Source organism: Geodermatophilus sp. URMC 60, from assembly GCF_053502585.1.
This window is the reverse complement of the sequence record NZ_CP199958.1, coordinates 4,675,161-4,691,483: the sequence shown is the minus strand read 5'-3', so window position 1 is coordinate 4,691,483 and position 16,323 is coordinate 4,675,161. Positions and strand designations below refer to the sequence as shown.

The 16,323-nt window shown below is 75.5% G+C and carries 14 protein-coding genes; 9 read left to right on the top strand and 5 right to left on the bottom strand.

Annotated features, from left to right (window positions below; genetic code table 11):
• Positions 1 to 5: 5 nt before the first annotated feature.
• Together ACWIX3_RS22080 and ACWIX3_RS22075 are read right to left on the bottom strand one after the other, a co-directional pair.
• Positions 6 to 1,883 (bottom strand): S9 family peptidase, encoded by a 1,878-nt coding sequence (locus ACWIX3_RS22080; RefSeq protein ID WP_448609491.1) that lies wholly within the window; start codon positions 1,881 to 1,883, stop codon positions 6 to 8.
• Positions 1,884 to 1,909: 26 nt separating this feature from the next.
• Complete coding sequence (locus ACWIX3_RS22075; RefSeq protein WP_448609490.1) at positions 1,910 to 2,044, bottom strand: hypothetical protein; 135 nt, start codon at positions 2,042 to 2,044, stop codon at positions 1,910 to 1,912.
• 251 nt (positions 2,045 to 2,295) lie between these two features.
• Here ACWIX3_RS22075 and ACWIX3_RS22070 point away from each other — a divergent pair, with 251 nt between their 5' ends.
• Positions 2,296 to 3,510 (top strand): CaiB/BaiF CoA transferase family protein, encoded by a 1,215-nt coding sequence (locus tag ACWIX3_RS22070; RefSeq protein WP_448609489.1) that lies wholly within the window; start codon positions 2,296 to 2,298, stop codon positions 3,508 to 3,510.
• Here the strand turns inward: ACWIX3_RS22070 and ACWIX3_RS22065 are convergent.
• From ACWIX3_RS22065 to ACWIX3_RS22055, 3 genes are read right to left on the bottom strand one after another with little or no spacing between them, the layout of a single operon-like run.
• Positions 3,482 to 4,753: an MFS transporter gene (locus ACWIX3_RS22065; RefSeq protein WP_448609488.1), complete on the bottom strand. Its 1,272-nt coding sequence runs from the start codon at positions 4,751 to 4,753 to the stop codon at positions 3,482 to 3,484. The two genes, ACWIX3_RS22070 and ACWIX3_RS22065, sit on opposite strands and share 29 nt — an antisense overlap.
• Before the next feature lie 16 nt (positions 4,754 to 4,769).
• Complete coding sequence (locus ACWIX3_RS22060) at positions 4,770 to 5,528, bottom strand: SDR family NAD(P)-dependent oxidoreductase (RefSeq protein WP_448609487.1); 759 nt, start codon at positions 5,526 to 5,528, stop codon at positions 4,770 to 4,772.
• 38 nt (positions 5,529 to 5,566) lie between these two features.
• Positions 5,567 to 6,328, bottom strand: coding sequence for a GntR family transcriptional regulator (locus ACWIX3_RS22055; RefSeq protein ID WP_448609486.1), 762 nt, complete (start codon positions 6,326 to 6,328; stop codon positions 5,567 to 5,569).
• Between the two features lie 169 nt (positions 6,329 to 6,497).
• Between ACWIX3_RS22055 and ACWIX3_RS22050 the strand changes: the two genes are divergently transcribed.
• From ACWIX3_RS22050 to ACWIX3_RS22015, 8 genes are read left to right on the top strand one after another with little or no spacing between them, the layout of a single operon-like run.
• A complete protein-coding gene (locus ACWIX3_RS22050) occupies positions 6,498 to 7,499 on the top strand; it encodes a TAXI family TRAP transporter solute-binding subunit (RefSeq protein ID WP_448609485.1) in 1,002 nt (333 codons plus the stop codon).
• A 29-nt stretch (positions 7,500 to 7,528) separates the two neighbouring features.
• Positions 7,529 to 8,089 carry a hypothetical protein gene (locus ACWIX3_RS22045; protein WP_448609484.1) on the top strand — a complete coding sequence of 187 codons (561 nt, stop codon included), beginning with the start codon at positions 7,529 to 7,531 and terminating at the stop codon, positions 8,087 to 8,089.
• On the top strand, positions 8,086 to 10,338 hold the full coding sequence (locus tag ACWIX3_RS22040; protein ID WP_448609483.1) for a TRAP transporter permease: 2,253 nt from the start codon (positions 8,086 to 8,088) through the stop codon (positions 10,336 to 10,338). The genes ACWIX3_RS22045 and ACWIX3_RS22040 overlap by 4 nt, the downstream gene beginning before the upstream one ends.
• Positions 10,335 to 11,186, top strand: coding sequence for a DUF6282 family protein (locus ACWIX3_RS22035; RefSeq protein WP_448609482.1), 852 nt, complete (start codon positions 10,335 to 10,337; stop codon positions 11,184 to 11,186). Before ACWIX3_RS22040 ends, ACWIX3_RS22035 begins: the two co-directional genes overlap by 4 nt.
• Positions 11,183 to 13,381, top strand: a complete 2,199-nt coding sequence (locus ACWIX3_RS22030) for an Ldh family oxidoreductase (RefSeq protein WP_448609481.1) — start codon at positions 11,183 to 11,185, stop codon at positions 13,379 to 13,381. Before ACWIX3_RS22035 ends, ACWIX3_RS22030 begins: the two co-directional genes overlap by 4 nt.
• Positions 13,374 to 14,708 carry an MFS transporter gene (locus tag ACWIX3_RS22025; protein WP_448609480.1) on the top strand — a complete coding sequence of 445 codons (1,335 nt, stop codon included), beginning with the start codon at positions 13,374 to 13,376 and terminating at the stop codon, positions 14,706 to 14,708. Before ACWIX3_RS22030 ends, ACWIX3_RS22025 begins: the two co-directional genes overlap by 8 nt.
• Entirely contained in the window at positions 14,705 to 15,388 is a 684-nt protein-coding gene (locus tag ACWIX3_RS22020; protein WP_448609479.1) for an RraA family protein, read from the top strand. The genes ACWIX3_RS22025 and ACWIX3_RS22020 overlap by 4 nt, the downstream gene beginning before the upstream one ends.
• Positions 15,385 to 16,266 (top strand): DUF1932 domain-containing protein, encoded by an 882-nt coding sequence (locus ACWIX3_RS22015; RefSeq protein WP_448609478.1) that lies wholly within the window; start codon positions 15,385 to 15,387, stop codon positions 16,264 to 16,266. Before ACWIX3_RS22020 ends, ACWIX3_RS22015 begins: the two co-directional genes overlap by 4 nt.
• The last annotated feature ends 57 nt before the right edge of the window (positions 16,267 to 16,323 follow it).

The window sequence follows — 16,323 nt, the reverse complement described above, 5'->3', positions numbered from 1 at the left end:
CCGGGCTATGGCCTGACGGCGCACAGCGCGGCGGTGAGGAAGCCCAGCAACGTGCGGTTCAGTCGCTTGCGGGAGTCCGTCCGGCGGTAGTCGTGGCCCTCACCGGGCAGCTCCAGGTACTCCACCGGCCGGTCGAGCGCCCGCAGCGCGGCGACGATCTGGTGCGCCTCGCCGATCGGCACGTTGGTGTCGTGCTCCCCGTGCACCACGAGCAGCGGGACGTCGATCATGTTCGCCGAGGCCAGTGGCGAGATGTCCTCGAGCAGCGCGCGGTCGCGCTCGGGGTGGCCGTACTTGCTCACCGCCGCCGCCGCGATCCACGGCTCGCTGTCCCGGTAGAAGGTCACCAGGTCCGACATGCCGCAGATGTTCACGCCGGCGGCGAACACCCCTGGCGAGAAGGCCAGGGAGGCCAGCGTCAGGTAGCCGCCGTAGGAGCGGCCGGACACCGCGATGCGGTCCGGGTCGGCGACCCCGGCGGCGACGAGGTGGTCGGCCGCGGCGAGGACGTCGGCGAACGCGGCGTAGCGCCCGGTGAGGTCGTCGGCGTGCACGAACTCCCGCCCGAAGCCGGACGAGCCGCGGATGTTCGGCGCGAACACCGTGATGCCGGCGGCGGCCAGGGCCTGGTGCTGGGGCGCGAAGGTGGGCCGCTCCTGCGCCTCCGGGCCGCCGTGCAGGTAGATCGCCACCGGCCCGGGCTCCTTGAGGTGGCCCGGCGCCCGGTACAGCCAGCCGGTCAACGGCAGTCCGTCGCGCCCCTGGAAGGTCTCCAGCCGGGGGACGACGAGCCGGTGCCGGGGCAGGGGCGGGGCGGAGGTGACCCGCGTCCAGGCGTGGGTCGTGGTGTCCAGGTGCCACAGCTCCCGTGGGCGGGTGGGCCCCTGCACGCCGAGCACGACGCTGGAGCCGTCGCGGCTGAGCACGGGGTCGGCAGCGACCAGCCCGGGCAACCCGGTGATCGGGGTGCGCCCGCCCGTGGCGGTGTCCATCAGCTCCAGCTCGCTGCGGCCGGCGACGTTCCACACCAGCAGCAGCAGCCGGCCGGCGTCGTCGGCGTCGACGAACTCCAGCTCGGCGTCGTCACGGGCGGCGAGGGTCCGCGGCTCGCCGCGCCAGCCGTTGGGGCCGAACGGGACGCCGATCAGCTGCCGGCGGGGCAGCCCCACGTCGGAGGCGAGGTAGACGTAGACCGGCCCGGAGTGGTCCTCGGGCGCCGGCCGGATCAGCGCGACGTCGGTGGAGCCGGTCGCGCCGGGCGGCAGCACGCTGAGGGCCTCGTCGGTGAGCCGGTCGACGACGACGACGAACTGCTGCCCGCGCTCGCCGTCGCGGATGACGATGAAGCGCTCCTCCAGCGAGATGTCGAGCACGTGGATCAGGTCGCCCTCGGCCAGCGGGTCGAGCCGGCCGGTCGCCGGGTCGGCCAGGTAGGAGCACGTCGGGGCGCCGTGCGTCGTACCGGGGAAGCTGACGACGAAGCGGTGTCCGCTGCGCGTCCAGGGCCCCAGCTCGGCGTGGGTCTCGGCGTCGCCGGCGACCCGCCGGGCGTCGGAGCCGTCCGGCCGCACCACCCACACGGCGGTCCGGACGCCACCGTGGGTGGCCACCTCGACGGTCAGCCAGCCGCTGTCGGCCGCCCACCGCACCGCGGTGACCGGGTCGTCGGAGAGCTCGATGTGCCGCGCCGCGGGCTGCTGCCCGTCGAGCACGATGTCCTGCATGTAGACCTGCGGGACGCCGGAGCGGTCGCTGATGAAGGCGACCCGCGCGGCGTCGGGGGTCATGTTGGGGCCCCAACTGCCCCACGCGTCGACGAGCGCGTCGCTCAGCGCGGCCGCCGTCTCCACGTGTGCCGAGACCGCGGCCAGCTCCGTCGTCACCGTGACAGGTCCTCCACCTTCTGCAGTCACGCCTCCAGCAGCGCCGGCTGCCACGGCATGGTCGACCCGAGCGTCGTGCGGGTGGCATCCGGCCCGCGCAGCATGCCCTGCGCCGTCTCGGGTCGGGACGGTCTGCGCCGTCCGGCCGCCGGATCGCTCACCGCCTCCGTCCCGGACCACGGTACGGCCCGCCCGGCTGCCGGCCCCGTCGGCGGGCGCACGGGTGTCCCTCCCGGCACACCCGTGCACTGCTGTCCCGGGGAGCGGAGCAGGAGGAGCCCGGGGCCGCACAGGGCGCCGCCGGGCCGCACAGCGCCCGGCGTCGGCCGGCACACCGCCCGCCCCCGGTGCGACCGGGGCTCCGGCCTCTGCCAGGCTGCGACTCGCGTGCCCGACCCGAGGAGGAGACGCCGTGCAGCCGTCGCCCGGCCCGCTCGCGGGGCTGACCGTCGTGGAACTGACGTCGACGTTCCTCGGACCCTACTGCTCGGTGCTCATGGCGCAGATGGGTGCCCGCGTGATCAAGGTCGAGCCACCGGCCGGCGACATCATCCGTGGCGTCGGCGACGAGCACGGCAGCGGGCTCGGGCCCGCGTTCCTCACCTTCAACCGGGGCAAGGAGTCCGTCGTCCTCGACCTGACGACGGAGGCCGGGCGCGCGGCCCTCGACCGGCTGGTCGACGAGGCCGACGTCGTCCTGCACAACATGCGGCCGCGGGCGGCGGCCCGGCTCGGCATCGACGCGGAGACGGTGCTGGCCCGCAATCCCCGGGTCGTGCACTGCGCCGCCGTCGGCTACGGCTCCGCCGGCCCGTACCGCGACGAGCCCGCCTACGACGACGTCGTCCAGGGCGTGTCCGGGCTGGCCGCCGTGCAGGGCGGGACGGGTCAGCCGCAGTACGTGCGCACCCAGGTGGTCGACAAGACCGTCGGGGTCATGGCGCTGGCCGCCGTCCTGGCCGCCCTCCACGAGCGGTCGATCTCCGGCCGTGGGCAGGCCGTCGAGGTGCCGATGTTCGAGTCGATGGCGGGCTTCCTGCTCATGGAGCAGCAGGGTGCCCGCGTGCACGCCGATCGCACCGACGGCACCGGCTACGCGCGCACGGCCTCGCCCTACCGGCGGCCGCACCGCACCGCCGACGGCGTGATCGCGGTGCTGCTCTACACCGACGCGCACTGGCGCGACTTCTTCCGGCTGGTCGACCGGCCCGACCTCGCCGACGACCCGGAGCTGGCCACCATCCGCGGGCGCACCCGCCGCATCGACGAGCTCTACCGGCTGGTCGACGACGAGCTCGCCCGCCGTCCCACCGCCCACTGGCTGCAGGTCCTGCGGGAGCGGCACGTCCCGGCGATGCCGGTGAACACCGTCGACGACCTCTTCGACGACGAGCACCTGGCCGCGGTCGGCTTCTTCGAGCAGGTCGAGCACCCGACGGAGGGCACGCTGCTGCACGCCCGGTTGCCGTGGACCTTCGGGCGCAGCGGTGCCCCTGTGCTCCCGGGCGCCCCGGCACTGGGCCAGCACACGGAGGAGACGCTGCGCCGTCTCGGTCTCGACGACGACGCCGTGCGCGCCGCCGGGACCGCCCGGCCGGTCACCGGGGAGCGACCCGCTCCGGCGTGAGGGCGGCGGCCCGCTCGGCCGAGAGGATCAGCGCGGCCGCGGCGAGGGCGCAGGCCGCCACCACCCCGAACGCCACTCCGTACCCGGCGGTGCCGATCAGCGCGCCGGCCGCCACCGGCGCGACCACCCGGCCGGCCTGTCCGGCGACGGCCTGGCCGCCGGAGACCGACGCGAAGACCGTGGCGGGCACGTAGGTGCCCAGCAGCGCCGGGCGGGCGATGTGGATGGTGCCGAAGCCCGCTCCGAAGAGGACCACGAACAGCACCGTCGAGACCGGCTGTGGCAGCGCGAACAGCAGCGCGACCCCGACGGCCTGGCCGGCGATCAGCGCGGCGCTGACCGGACCGGTGCCGAACCGCCCCGCCAGCGCCGTGAGCGCCACCCGCCCGGCCACCGACATCGCGCCGAGCGACCCGGCCGCCGCCGCGGCCAGCGCCGAGGACGCGCCCCGGTCGAGCAGGTGGGCGACCAGGTGCACGGCGACGGCGGTGGTGGCCAGCATCTCCAGCGCCGTGGCCAGCGTCAGCCGGCGCACGGCCGGGTGCCGCCACGCGCTGCCGACCGCGGGAGCCGGTGCGGCAGCAGCAGGGGCGTCCGGCGCGGCCCCGTCGGTCGGGGCGGCGCCGTCCGGGGCGAGACCGAGGTCGGCCGGTGAGCGCCGCAGCAGCAGCGCCTGCGGCACCGCGCACAGCGCGACCGGCCCGGCGAGCACCAGCAGGGCGCCGCGCCACCCGAGTGCGTCGATGAGCGCCTGCGACGTCGGCAGGAAGACGGTGGAGGCGAAGCCGGCGACCACGGTGAGCGTCAGCAGCGCGGCCCGCCGGTCGTGGCGGAACCACGTGTTGATGACCGCGTAGGCCGGCTCGTAGAGCACGGCCGCGCAGGCCAGCCCGATGCCGGTGAACACCAGGTACAGCTGCGGCAGGCTGCGCACCTGCGACCAGCCGACGACGCACGCCGCGCCGAGCAGGCTGCCGGCGGTCATCAGCCAGCGCGCCCCGTGCCGGTCCAGCCAGCGGCCCACGCCGACGGCGGCCGCCCCGGTGACGGCCATCGCCAGGGTCAGCGCACCCGACAGCTGCGCGGTGCTGGCGCCGAGGTCGCGCTGCATCGGCACGAGGAAGACCGCGAAGGAGTAGAAGAGCACCCCGTAGGCGACGGTCTCGGTGGCCGCCAGCGCCCACACCATCCGCCAGCCGGGGAAGTCCCGGCGCCGCCGCGCCGGCACCCCGCCCGTGGACATCGAGGTCAGCGGGACCTCACGAGCTGCGGCGGGCGACCCTGCCGGAGCCGGCCTGGTCGACCGGGTAGACGAGGACGTCGGCGACGACGACGTGCGGCGGCCGGTCGGCGATCCAGGTGACGACGTCGGCGACGTCCTCGGGGGACAGCGGCGTCATCCCCTCGTAGACCTCCTTCGCCGGCGCCTCGTCGCCGGCGAAGCGGACCAGGGAGAACTCGGTCTCCACCATGCCGGGGTCGACCTGGCTGACCCGCACCCCGCTGCCGAGGACGTCCATCCGCATGCCGCGGGTGATCCGCTCCACCGCGGCCTTGGTCGCGCAGTACACGGTGCCGCCGGGGTAGACCTCGCGCCCGGCGTTGGAGCCGATGTTGACGACGTGCCCGGAGCCGCGTTCGACCATCCCGGGCAGCACGCAGGCCGAGACGTTGAGCAGGCCCCGGACGTTGGTGTCGAGCATCCGGTCCCAGTCGTCCGGGTCGTCGGTCTGGATCGGCCCGCGGCCGGCGGCCAGGCCGGCGTTGTTGACCAGCACGTCGATCGGCAGCCACTCCTCGGGCAGCGAGGTCAGGGCGGCCGACACCTGGGCGCGGTCCCGGACGTCGAGGGGCAGCGGCAGGACGGCGTCCCCGTGCCGTGCGCTGAGGTCCTCCAGGCGCTCGGTGCGGCGGGCGGCGGCGACCACCCGGTCGCCACCGGCGAGGAAGGCCTCGGCACAGGCCCGGCCGATGCCGCTCGAGGCTCCGGTCACCAGTACGACGCGTCCAGCACTCACGGGGTCTCCGATGCTCGGGGTGGGGACGGGGGACGGCGTCACGCGTCGTCGTCCGGGGCGCGCAGGACGCTGCCGGCCCGGGATCCCGACGACGCCCGGGTGCGGCGGAAGGCCACCGGCTCGGGATCGGCGTCGCCGACGAGCTGGGTGCGCAGGTAGGAGTCGCGGGACTCCTCGACGTGCGCGCGCATCGCGGCCGCGGCCTCCTCGGCGCGGCCGGCGGCGATGAGCTCGGCGACCTCGCGGTGCTCGGCCCACGCGCGCGGCGCGATGGTGCCCACCAGCGGCGCGAAGAACCAGCGGCTGCGCTGGGAGAGCTGCTCGCCGAACTCCAGCAGGATGTGGTTGCGCGCGCAGAGCAGCACGGTGCGGTGGAACCGCGCGGTGTGCCCGGCCATCTGCTGGGTGGGGACACCGCGCGCCCAGTCGGCATCGGCCTCGTCGCAGACGCTCAGCAGGGCCGCGGCGTCCTCCGGCGTGCAGCGCTGGGCGGCCAGCTCGGCGGCCGATCGCTCGACCAGCACGCGGGCCTCGAAGAACTCCTCGACCTGCTGCCGGGTCGGCTGGTTGACGAAGGCCCCGTGGCGCGGCCGCAGGGTGATCCAGCCGTCGCGGTGCAGCCGCTGCAGCGCCTCGCGCACCGGCCCGCGGCTCACCCCGAGGTCGGCGGCGAGGCGTTCCTCGACGAGGTGGTCACCGGGCGCGAGCGTGCGGGAGATGAGCAGCTCCTGGAGCTTGCCGTAGACGTGCTCGCGCAGGGGGAGAGCGTGGATGCGGTCAGCGTCGGACACCTGCGTCATCGACCTCCCGCCTCAGTGCGCGTCGGAAGCGTTGCACGAATCGTAAACAGTAGACAAGGATTATTGTGACCTGCTTCACTCGGCCCGGACTGCTCCTGCTCCTCGGGCTCTGGACCAGGGAGGACACCGGCCCCAGGGTCCCGACCGCACCCCACCAGGAAGGCCAACGATGACCTCCAGCCCGATCCCCGCCCGGCCGGCCCCGCGCCTCCTCGGCACGGCGATGGCAGCAGCCCTCCTGCTCACCGCCTGCGGTGGGGGCGACTCCGGCGGCTCGGGGGGTGGTGAGGGCGCCCAGCCCGGCGGCCCCCTGACCTTCGCGACGGGTGGCACGGGCGGCGTCTACTACCCCTACGGCGGCGGCATCGCCAACCTGCTCAGCTCGCAGCTGGAGGGGACGACGGTCACCGTCCAGGAGACCAACGCCTCGGTCGACAACATGCAGCTGCTGGCCTCCGGTCAGGCGCAGCTGGCCTTCGGCCTCGGCGACGTCGTCTCCGACGCGGCCAACGGCGAGAACACGTTCTCCGAGGCGCTGCCGCTCTGCTCGCTCGGCAACATCTACAACAACTTCACGCACGTGTTCACGACTGCGAACACCGGGATCACCTCGATCGAGGACCTCCGCGGCAAGCGGGTGTCGCCCGGGGCGGTCGGCTCGGCCTCGGAGGTCACCGCCGACCGGATCATGCAGGCGGCCGGCCTCGACCCGCAGGCCGACATCGAGCGCGCCCAGCTGGGGGTCGCGGAGACCGTCGCGGCGATCCAGGACGGCACGGTCGACGCCGGCTTCTGGTCCGGCGGCCTGCCCACCGGCGCGATCGTCGAGCTGGCCAACAACGCCGACCTGGTCCTCATCCCGACCGCGGAGTACACCGACGCGATGGCCGAGCAGTACGGCGACTACTACTTCGCCGACGAGATCCCGGCCGGCACGTACGAGGGGCAGGACCAGGCCTCGCCGCAGGTCGTCTCGCCGAACATCCTCGTCGCCCGCACGGACATGGACGAGCAGCTGCAGCAGGACATCACCCGGACGATCTTCGAGAACAAGGAGCAGCTGCTGACCGTCCACCCGGCGGCCGAGGAGCTGGACCCGGCGACGGCCGACGAGGTCGCGTTCATCGAGACCTGCCCCGGCGCCCAGGCCTACTTCGACTCCGTGGGCTGACCGGGGAGCGGGCGCAGGAGGAGCCGGTCGTGGTCGTGCTGTCGGGGTCCGGGGTTCGTGCCGCGGGCCCCGGCGGCACGTCGGCCCGCCGGCGCACGCTCCGGTGGGCGGCCGCCGTCGCGCTGGTGGTGGCCGCCGTGGTCACCGCGACCACGGCCGCGCCGGCGGGGTCCGACGGCCGGGCGGTCGTCGTCCGGACGCCGGACGGCGAGGTGCTCGCCAGCGTCCCGCTGACCGGGGACCGCTTCGCCGTCGGCTACCGCAACAGCGTGTACACCACCCTGGCCGAGGAGCGGTACCGCGTCCGCCCCGACGGCCGCTTCGAGCTCGTCGAGCTGGCCGCCGACCAGGTGGCCGTGCTCGAGGAGTACTACGCCGTCCCGGGTGCCCCCCGGCCGGCACCGTCCGGCGACCGCCGTGCGCACGTGGCCGAGCCCGACCCGGCCCGGCTCGCCGTCTTCGACGTCCTGAACATCGCCGCGACCGACCTGGGCGAGCGCACCCTGTACACCCCGGGCGCCGATCCCGTCCCGATCTGGCGGCTCGTGACCGGGGAGGACCCCACCGTGCTACTGGAGATCGAGCGATGAAGATCAAGCTGCCAGGCCGCGCACAGCCGCGTACGGCCGAGGACGAGCAGGCCCGCGCCGAGCACCTGCGGCACGACACCGTCCACAAGGCCGCCCACCACGCCGCGCACCGGCAGGGCGGCATCGTGGACGTCGCCACCCTGGACAGGCGCCCCGACGCCGAGCCGCTCGACGATCCCGACCGGATCGACGAGGAGGCGCTCATCGCGGAGTTCGAGGCCGAGAAGCCGGCGCGCCACCTGACCGGCTGGCCCAGCTGGGTCACCGCGGTGATCGGCGTCGGGCTGTCCCTCTTCGCCCTCTACTGGGTCTTCAACCCGATCCCGCGGCAGGTGTACCTGCCGATGTTCCTCTCCATCGGCCTGTTCCTGACCTTCCTCACCTACCGCGGCTGGCCGCGGTCGGCCAAGGCCAAGGAGGCCGGCAAGCAGGACCACCCGAACGTCGTCGACTGGCTGCTGGCGCTCCTCTCGCTCGTGCCCGGCCTCTACATGGTGTCGGACTGGCAGGGCTTCTTCCGGCGCGCGATCCTGCCGACCGACACCGACCTGATCATCGGCACGCTGCTCATCCTGCTGTGCCTGGAGGCCGCACGGCGCACCGTCGGCGTCCTGGTCCCGGTCGTCGTCCTGCTCTTCATCGCCTCGGCGTACTGGGGCTCGTTCATGCCGGCGCCGTTCACCACGGCGAACTTCGGCTGGCCACGGCTGGTCGGGCACAACGTCATGGGCCTGCAGGGCATCTTCGGCACGCCGCTGGAGGTCGCCGCCACCTACATCATCCTGTTCACCATCTACGGCGCCGTCCTGGCCGCGTCGGGTGCCACCCGGTTCTTCATCGACCTGTCCTTCGCCGCCTTCGGGCAGTCCCCGGCCGGCCCCGGCCGCACCGTGACGCTGTCGGGCTTCCTGCTCGGCACGGTGTCGGGCTCCGGTGTCGCCACGACCGTCACCCTCGGTGGCATCTCCTGGCCGCTGCTGAAGCGGGCCGGCTACCCGAAGGAGGCCGGCGGCGGCGTGCTGGCGGCCGCCGGCATCGGCGCGATCATGTCGCCGCCGACCCTGGGCGCGGCGGCGTTCATCATCGCCGAGCTGCTGCAGGTCTCCTACCTGGAGGTCCTGATCTGGGCGACGATCCCGACGATCCTGTACTACCTCGGGATCATCCTGGCGATCGAGATGGACGCCCGGCGGCACAAGACGCACACCGTGGCGATCGAGACGCAGTCGCCCTGGAAGCTGCTGCTGCGCTTCGGCTACCACTTCTCGTCGTTGGCCTCGATCGTCTTCTTCCTGGTGCTGGGGTTCACGCCGTTCCGCGCGGTCGTCTACGCCACCGTGCTGGCGTTCCTGCTGAGCTTCCTCGAGCGCCGGTCGTGGATCACGCCGCGGCGGTTGTGGGAGGCGCTGGCACAGGGTGCGACCGGTGCCCTGTCGGTCATCCCCGTGATGGCCGTCGCCGGCATCATCGTCGGCGTCATGACCCTGACCGGGCTGGCGCTGCGGCTGGCCGGGATCATCGTCGACTTCTCGAACGGCAACGTGGTGCTCACCGCGATCTTCTCCGCGGTGGTCGTCGTCCTGCTGGGCCTGGCCGTCCCGGTGACGGCGAGCTTCATCATCTCGTTCGTCGTCATCTCGCCGGCGCTGCAGCAGGTCGGCGTCGAGCCGTTCGCCGCGGCGATGTTCATCTTCTACTACGCGGTGCTCAGCGAGGTCTCGCCGCCGACGGCGCTCTCGCCCTTCGCCGCCGCGGCCATCACCGGCGGAAAGCCGGTCAAGACCATGTGGCTGACGTGGAAGTACACGCTGCCGGCGTTCCTCGTGCCGTTCATCTTCGTGCTCTCCCCGCGCGGCGTCGGGCTGCTCTTCGAGGGCGGCACGACCACGGTGCTGATCGCCTTCGTCACCTCCGTCTTCGCCGTCGCCTCGCTGGCGGTCGTCACCGGCGCCTGGCTCCTCGGCCCGGCGCGCCTCCCCGAGCGGCTGCTGTTCCTCATCGCGGCCATCGCGCTGCTGGTCATGACCCCGATGTTCATCGCCGTCGGTGCGGGCTTCATCGCCGCCGGCGTGGTCGTGCACCTGGTCACCCGCCGCCGGGCCACGCCGGACGACGACCCGGGGAGTGCGGAGCCCGGGGCCGGGACGCCGGACGTGCCGAGCGGCTCGGCGGACGGACGACCGGCCGCGCCACCGACGTCCCCCGTAGCCGGGGCCACGGCTGCCGACCGTCCGCGGACGGAGCGGTGAGTTCACGGCTCATCTCCGGCGTCGCCGACCTGCACGTGCACGGGGCGCCCAGCCTCGTCGCCCGGCACGGCCTCGACCACGAGGTGGTCGGCGCGCACGCCCGGGTCGGGGTCGACCTCGCCGTCCTCAAGGCGCACGAGGGGTCGACGGTGGAACGCGCGGCACTGGCCGCGGGCCGGTCGGAGACCGACGGCGTCCAGGTGGTCGGCGGGATCGTGCTGAACTCGCCGGTCGGCGGGGCCAACCCCGACGCGGTGGAGGTGGCCGCCCGGCTCGGCGGGCGCGTGGTCTGGATGCCGACGGTCTCCGCACCTGCGCACGTCGCGTCGGCGGCCGCGCCCGAGCTCTCGGTGCACCGGACGCTGTCCTTCCGGCAGGTCGACGTGCTGGACGACGCCGGTGCGCTGCTGCCCGCGTGGCAGGACGTGCTCGACGTCGTCGCAGCAGCCGACCTGGTGCTGGCCTCGGGCCACCTCACCTGCGCGGAGGCGCTGGTGCTCTTCCGCGCGGCGTCGGCCGCCGGGGTGCGCCGGATGCTGTTCAACCACCCGCGCATGCCGTTCCTGGGGTGGGACGACGCCGCCGCGCCCGAGCTGGCCCGGCTCGGCGTGGTGCTGGAGCTGGGCATCCTGCCCGACATCCTCACGACCGACGGGCCGCCGTCGACCACGCTCGGCGAGGTCTACCCGCACGACCAGCTGGCCTTCGGCGGCGACCTCGGTCACGCCGACCACCCCACGATGGCGCAGGCGCTGCCCGGCTGGCTGGCCCGGCTGGAGGCGTGCCTGGGCGAGTCCGGCACCGAGCGGGCGCTCACCACCGTCGGCCGCGAGCTGGTGCTCCGGTGATCCGGGTCGCGCTCCTGCCGGGGGACGGCGTCGGCGAGGAGGTGCTCGACGGGCCCACGCGGCTGCTGCAGCGGCTGGCCGACCGCGGGATGGTCGAGGTCACCGGGCCCTGGCCGGTGGGCGCCCGCGCCGCGGCGGCGACCGGAGACGTGCTGCCGGCCGGGACGCTGGCCGCCTGCGACGCCGCCGACGCCGTCCTGCTCGGCGCGGTGGGGGAGGACCCGCGCGTGCCGGCCGAGGTCTGCCCGCGCCCGGAGGTCGCCCTGCACCGGCTCCGCGAGCGCTACGACCTGCGCATCTCGGTGCGCGAGATCCCGTTCGGCGACGGCGGCGAGCTCACCGTGGTCCGCAACCTGATCGGCGGCTCGTACGGCGGCGCGGATGACCGGGTGCTGCGGGAGGACGGCAGCGAGGCCGCCGACGTGCTGCGGCTGACCCGGGAGCGGGTCGCCGAGGTGGTGCACACCGCCTGCGACGTGCTGGGACGGCGGGGCGGGGGGCGGCTGGTCTCGGTGGACAAGGCCAACCTCTACGCGACCGGCCGGCTCTGGCGGCAGGTCGCCGGCGACGTCGCCCGCGAGCGCGGCGTCGAGGTCGAGCACCGGTACGTCGACCGCGCGGCGTTCGAGCTGGGCTCGGGCGCCCCGGTGCCCGACGTCCTCGTCACCGAGGGCCTACTCGGCGACATCCTCTCCGACCTCGCCGCCGGCCGGGCGGGCTCCCCGGCGCTGTGCGGCTCGGCCTCGCTGCACCCCGGCGAGCCGGCCCGCGGCCGGTGCGTCGGACTGTTCGAGCCGGCGCACGGCTCGGCGCCGCGGCGGGCGCTGCGGAACCAGGTCGACCCGCTCGGCGGCTTCCTCGCGCTGGCCGCCCTGCTGCGGCACTTCCCCGCGACCCGGGAGGCCGGCGACCGGGTGCGGGCCGCGGTCGATGTGGTGCTGCGCTCGGGCCCGTGGACCTACGACCTGGTGCCGGAGGGCGGAGCGGCGGCGTCGACCGGAGAGGTGGCCGACGCCGTCCTCGCCGCGTTCGGGTCGGGGGAGTCGCCGGCCCCCGCCTCCCCGTCCGCCGAGCCGGCCGGGGCGGAGGCGGTGGAGGTGCTCGGGGAGCCGGCGGTGCGCGTGCCGGCCGACGTCCTGGAGACGTGGACGGTCGAGGTGCTCGAGGCCGTCGGGGTCCGACCGTCCCACGCCCGCGACGCCGCGCGGGTGCTCGCCTACGCCGACCTGTCGGGCATCGACTCGCACGGTGTCGCCCGGCTGCCCGCCTACGTGGGCGCGATAGCCAACGGTGTGATCGCCGTCGACGGCGAGCCGAGCGTGCACTCCGACGGGAGCGCGGTGGCGCTGGTCGACGGCGGCAACCTGCTGGGCCACCCGGTCACCACCCTCGCGTTCGACGAGGCGGTCCAGCGGGCCCGGCGGTACGGCGTCGGCTGGGTCAACGTGCGCAGGAGCAGTCACCACGGCGCCAGCGGCTGCTACGTGCACGACGCGGCGAGGCTCGGGCTGGTCGGGCTGGCGGCGACCAACACCGGCCCGATCGTCGCGCCCACCGGGGCGATGCGGCCCTACCTCGGCACCAACCCGCTGGCGCTGGGGGTGCCGGTCGCCGGCGAGGAGCCGATGGTCTTCGACATGGCGACCTCCGCGGTCGCCGGCGGCAAGTTCGAGATCGCGCTGCGCCTGGGCAAGCCGGTGCCGCTGGGCTGGGGGCTCACGCCGGACGGGCAGGACACCACCGACCCCGGCGCGGTCTATCCGGGCAAGGGTGCGCTGCTGCCGCTGGGCAGCGACCGCGAGCGGTCCAGTCACAAGGGCTACGGGCTGGGTCTGCTGGTCGAGCTCCTGACCGCGGTCCTGGCCGGTGGGCCGACCGGCCCGGGGGTCGGCAACCTGACATTCAGGTCCGGCGCCCGGCCGCCGGACACCAGCCACCTCGTCGTCGTGCTCGACCCGGCGCGGCTGGGCGACCCGGAGGCCATCGGCAGCGGAGCCGCGCGCCTGCTGGCCGGGCTGCGGGCGCTGGCTCCGGTCGACCCGGAGCTGCCGGTCCGGACGCCGGGACAGCGGTCGGCCGCCGAGCGCGCGCTGCGCCGCCGGCACGGCGTTCCGCTGGACGCCGGGACGCACCGCGCGCTGGAGGCGCTGGGCGGGCAGGTGGGCCGGCCGCTCGCGGTCGGGGCGCGTGGCTGACCCGGCCGGAGGGGTGGACGCCGACCCCGACGATCCCGGCCGGCGCACCGCTGTCCGCAACCGGCGCGCCCGGTCCCCGGCGGCGGTGGGCGCCGTGCTCCGAGCGGTGGCCGTCTCCGTGCTCGGCGTGCTGCCCGCCTTCCTCGTGGGCGCACTGGCCGTGCAGATCCGCGCCGACCTGGAGGTGGGCCTCGGCCTGTTCGGCCTGGCCGCGGCGACGCTGTTCACCGTCTCCGGCAGCCTCGCCCGCCCCGGCGGCCGGCTGGTGCAGCGGCTCGGGTCGCGCCGCGGGGCCGCCCTGGCCGCGGCCCTCGCCACGACCTCGCTCACCGTCATCGCCCTGGCCGGCTCGCCGGCCGCGCTGATGGCCGGGCTGGCCATCGGCGGCCTGGGCAACGCCGTCGCGCAGCCGTCGGCCAACGCGGTCGTCTCCGAGCTGGTCACCGAGCACCGGCTCGGCGTCGCCTTCGGCATCAAGCAGTCCTCGATCCCCGCGGCGACGCTGCTCGGCGGCCTCGCCGTCCCGGGGGTGGCGCTGGTCTTCGGCTGGCGGTGGGCGGTCGCCGGCGCCGTCGGACTCGCCGTCGTCCTGCTGCTGGCCTCCCTCGCCGGCGATCGGGACGCCGGGCCTCGGGCCGGCGCGGCCCCCGCCCCCCGTGCGCCGGACAGGGGACTGCCCCGCGGCGGCCTGGTGGTGCTCACCGTGGGTGGGTTCCTCGGCTCGGCCGCGGCCACCCCGACCGGGGTCTTCCTCGTCGACTCCGCGGTCGCCACCGGCATCGACGCGGGCGCGGCCGGGCTGCTGTTCGCGGCCTGCTCGGTGCTGGGGCTGGTCGTCCGGATCGGCTTCGGGTGGTGGGCCGACCGGCACCCCGGGCGCAGCGCCTACCTGTTCATCGCCAACCTGCTCACCGCCGGGACGCTCGGCTACGCCCTGCTGGCCGCCGGCCCGGTACCGGCCTTCGTCGTCGGCAGCGTGCTGGCCTACGGCGCCGGCTGGGCGTGGACCGGGCTGTTCCACTTCGCGGTCATCCGTGACAACCGCGGCGCCGCGGCGTCTGTCACCGGCTTCGTGCAGACCGGTCTGTCGCTGGGCGCCGCCTCCGGTCCGCTGCTGTTCGGCGTCGTCGCGCAGACCTGGTCCTACTCCGCGGCCTGGCTCACGGCCGCGGCGCTGAGCCTGGCCGGTGCGGTCACCGTCCGGGTCAGCCGCCGGATGGTCCGCCGCGCCCGCGGCCTGCCGGTGACCCGGCTGCGCGGACGCCGGCGTCGCGCCGCGGCCGTCCCCGACCCGACCCGACCGATCCCGAGGAGGACCGTCCGATGAGCACCTGCCGGCTGCACCCGCCCGGCCCCCGTCCGGACCCGGCGCTGCTGGAGCGCTGCCGGGCGATCCCGACGAGCACCCTGTCCGACGCGATGGCCCGCACCGGCGGGGTCTGCGGTGTGCACCGGGTGCCCGGCGCCGGCTGGCCGCGGGTGGCCGGGCCCGCGCTGACCGTGCGCACGAGACCCGGGGACAACCTCGTCGTCCACCGCGCCCTCGACCTGGCCGGACCCGGCGACGTGCTCGTCGTCGACGGCGGCGGCGCGCTGGACCGGGCGGTGCTCGGCGAGATCATGGCCCGCTACGCCGCGGCCCGGGGGCTGGCCGCGCTCGTGGTCGACGGCGCCGTGCGCGACGTGGAGGGGCTGGCCGCGGGCGCCGTGCCGGTCTTCGCGCGGGGCGTGAACCACCTCGGCCCGTACAAGGACGGCCCGGGCGAGATCGGCGGCGCGGTGCACGCCGGCGGCACGGTGGTGCGCGCGGGCGACGTCGTGGTCGGCGACGCCGACGGCGTCGTGGTCGTGCCGCACGAGCGGATCGCGGAGGTCGTCGCGGCCGGCGAGGAGCAGGCCCGCGCCGAGGAGGCGGTGTTCGCCTCCATCGCGGCCGGTACGTGGGACCGCTCGTGGGTGTCGGCCGCGCTGACCGAGGTGCGGGTGGGCACCGAGGTGGCCCCGTGAGCGCCCGGTGGGGGCTGGTCGGCTTCGGCGAGGCCGGCCGGGTCATCGGCGCCGCGCTGGCCGCCTCGGGCGCCGACCTGGCGGTGCACGACCGGGTCCTCCTCGACCCGGAACGCGGCCCCGGGCTGGCGGAGGCGGTGCGGACGGCGGGCGCGCAGCCGGTCGCAGACGTCGCAGGGCTCGCCGACCGCGACGTCGTCCTCTCGCTGGTCACCCCGGCCACCGCGCTCGCGGCGGCCGAGGGGTACGCGGCCGTCGCCGGCGACGGCGTCCTCTACGTCGACCTCAACTCCACCGCGCCGCAGGTCAAGCAGGCCGTGGCGGCCGCCCTGCCCACCGCCCGCGTGGTCGACGGCGTGATGACCGGCGGCGGCATCCGGCTCGACGGCAGCCGCATCCCGATCTCGCTGGCCGGGCCGGACGCCCCGGAGGCGGCCCGGCTGCTGTCGGCGGCCGGCTTCACCGCCGCCGTCGTCGGCGAGCAGGTGGGGGCCGCGGCGGCGCTGAAGATGCTCCGCAGCGTCGTGGTCAAGGGCCTGGAGGGGCTCTGGACCGAGGCGCTGCTGGCCGCCCGCGAGCTGGACGTCGTCGAGCCGCTGCTCGCGATGGTCGAGGAGACGCTCGACCGCTGGTCCACCCGCGACTTCGCCACCATGCTCGTCACCACCCACGTCGCGCACGCCGGACGCCGCCAGGGAGAGGCCCGGATGGTGCGCGACACGGTCGCCGGCACCGGCGTGGCGCCGTTCATGTCGGCGGGACTGGTGGCCCGGCAGGAGCACACCGCCCGCGGGCTCGAGCGGGCCGGACGGCGGGCGGGGGAGGTGCCACCGACGCTCGCCGACGCGCTCGAGGTGCTGCGCTCCCTGCCCGGCTGAGCCGGGACGGCCCGGAACCGTCGTACCCCTCCGGCAGGGTGTCGGCGACGGACGACA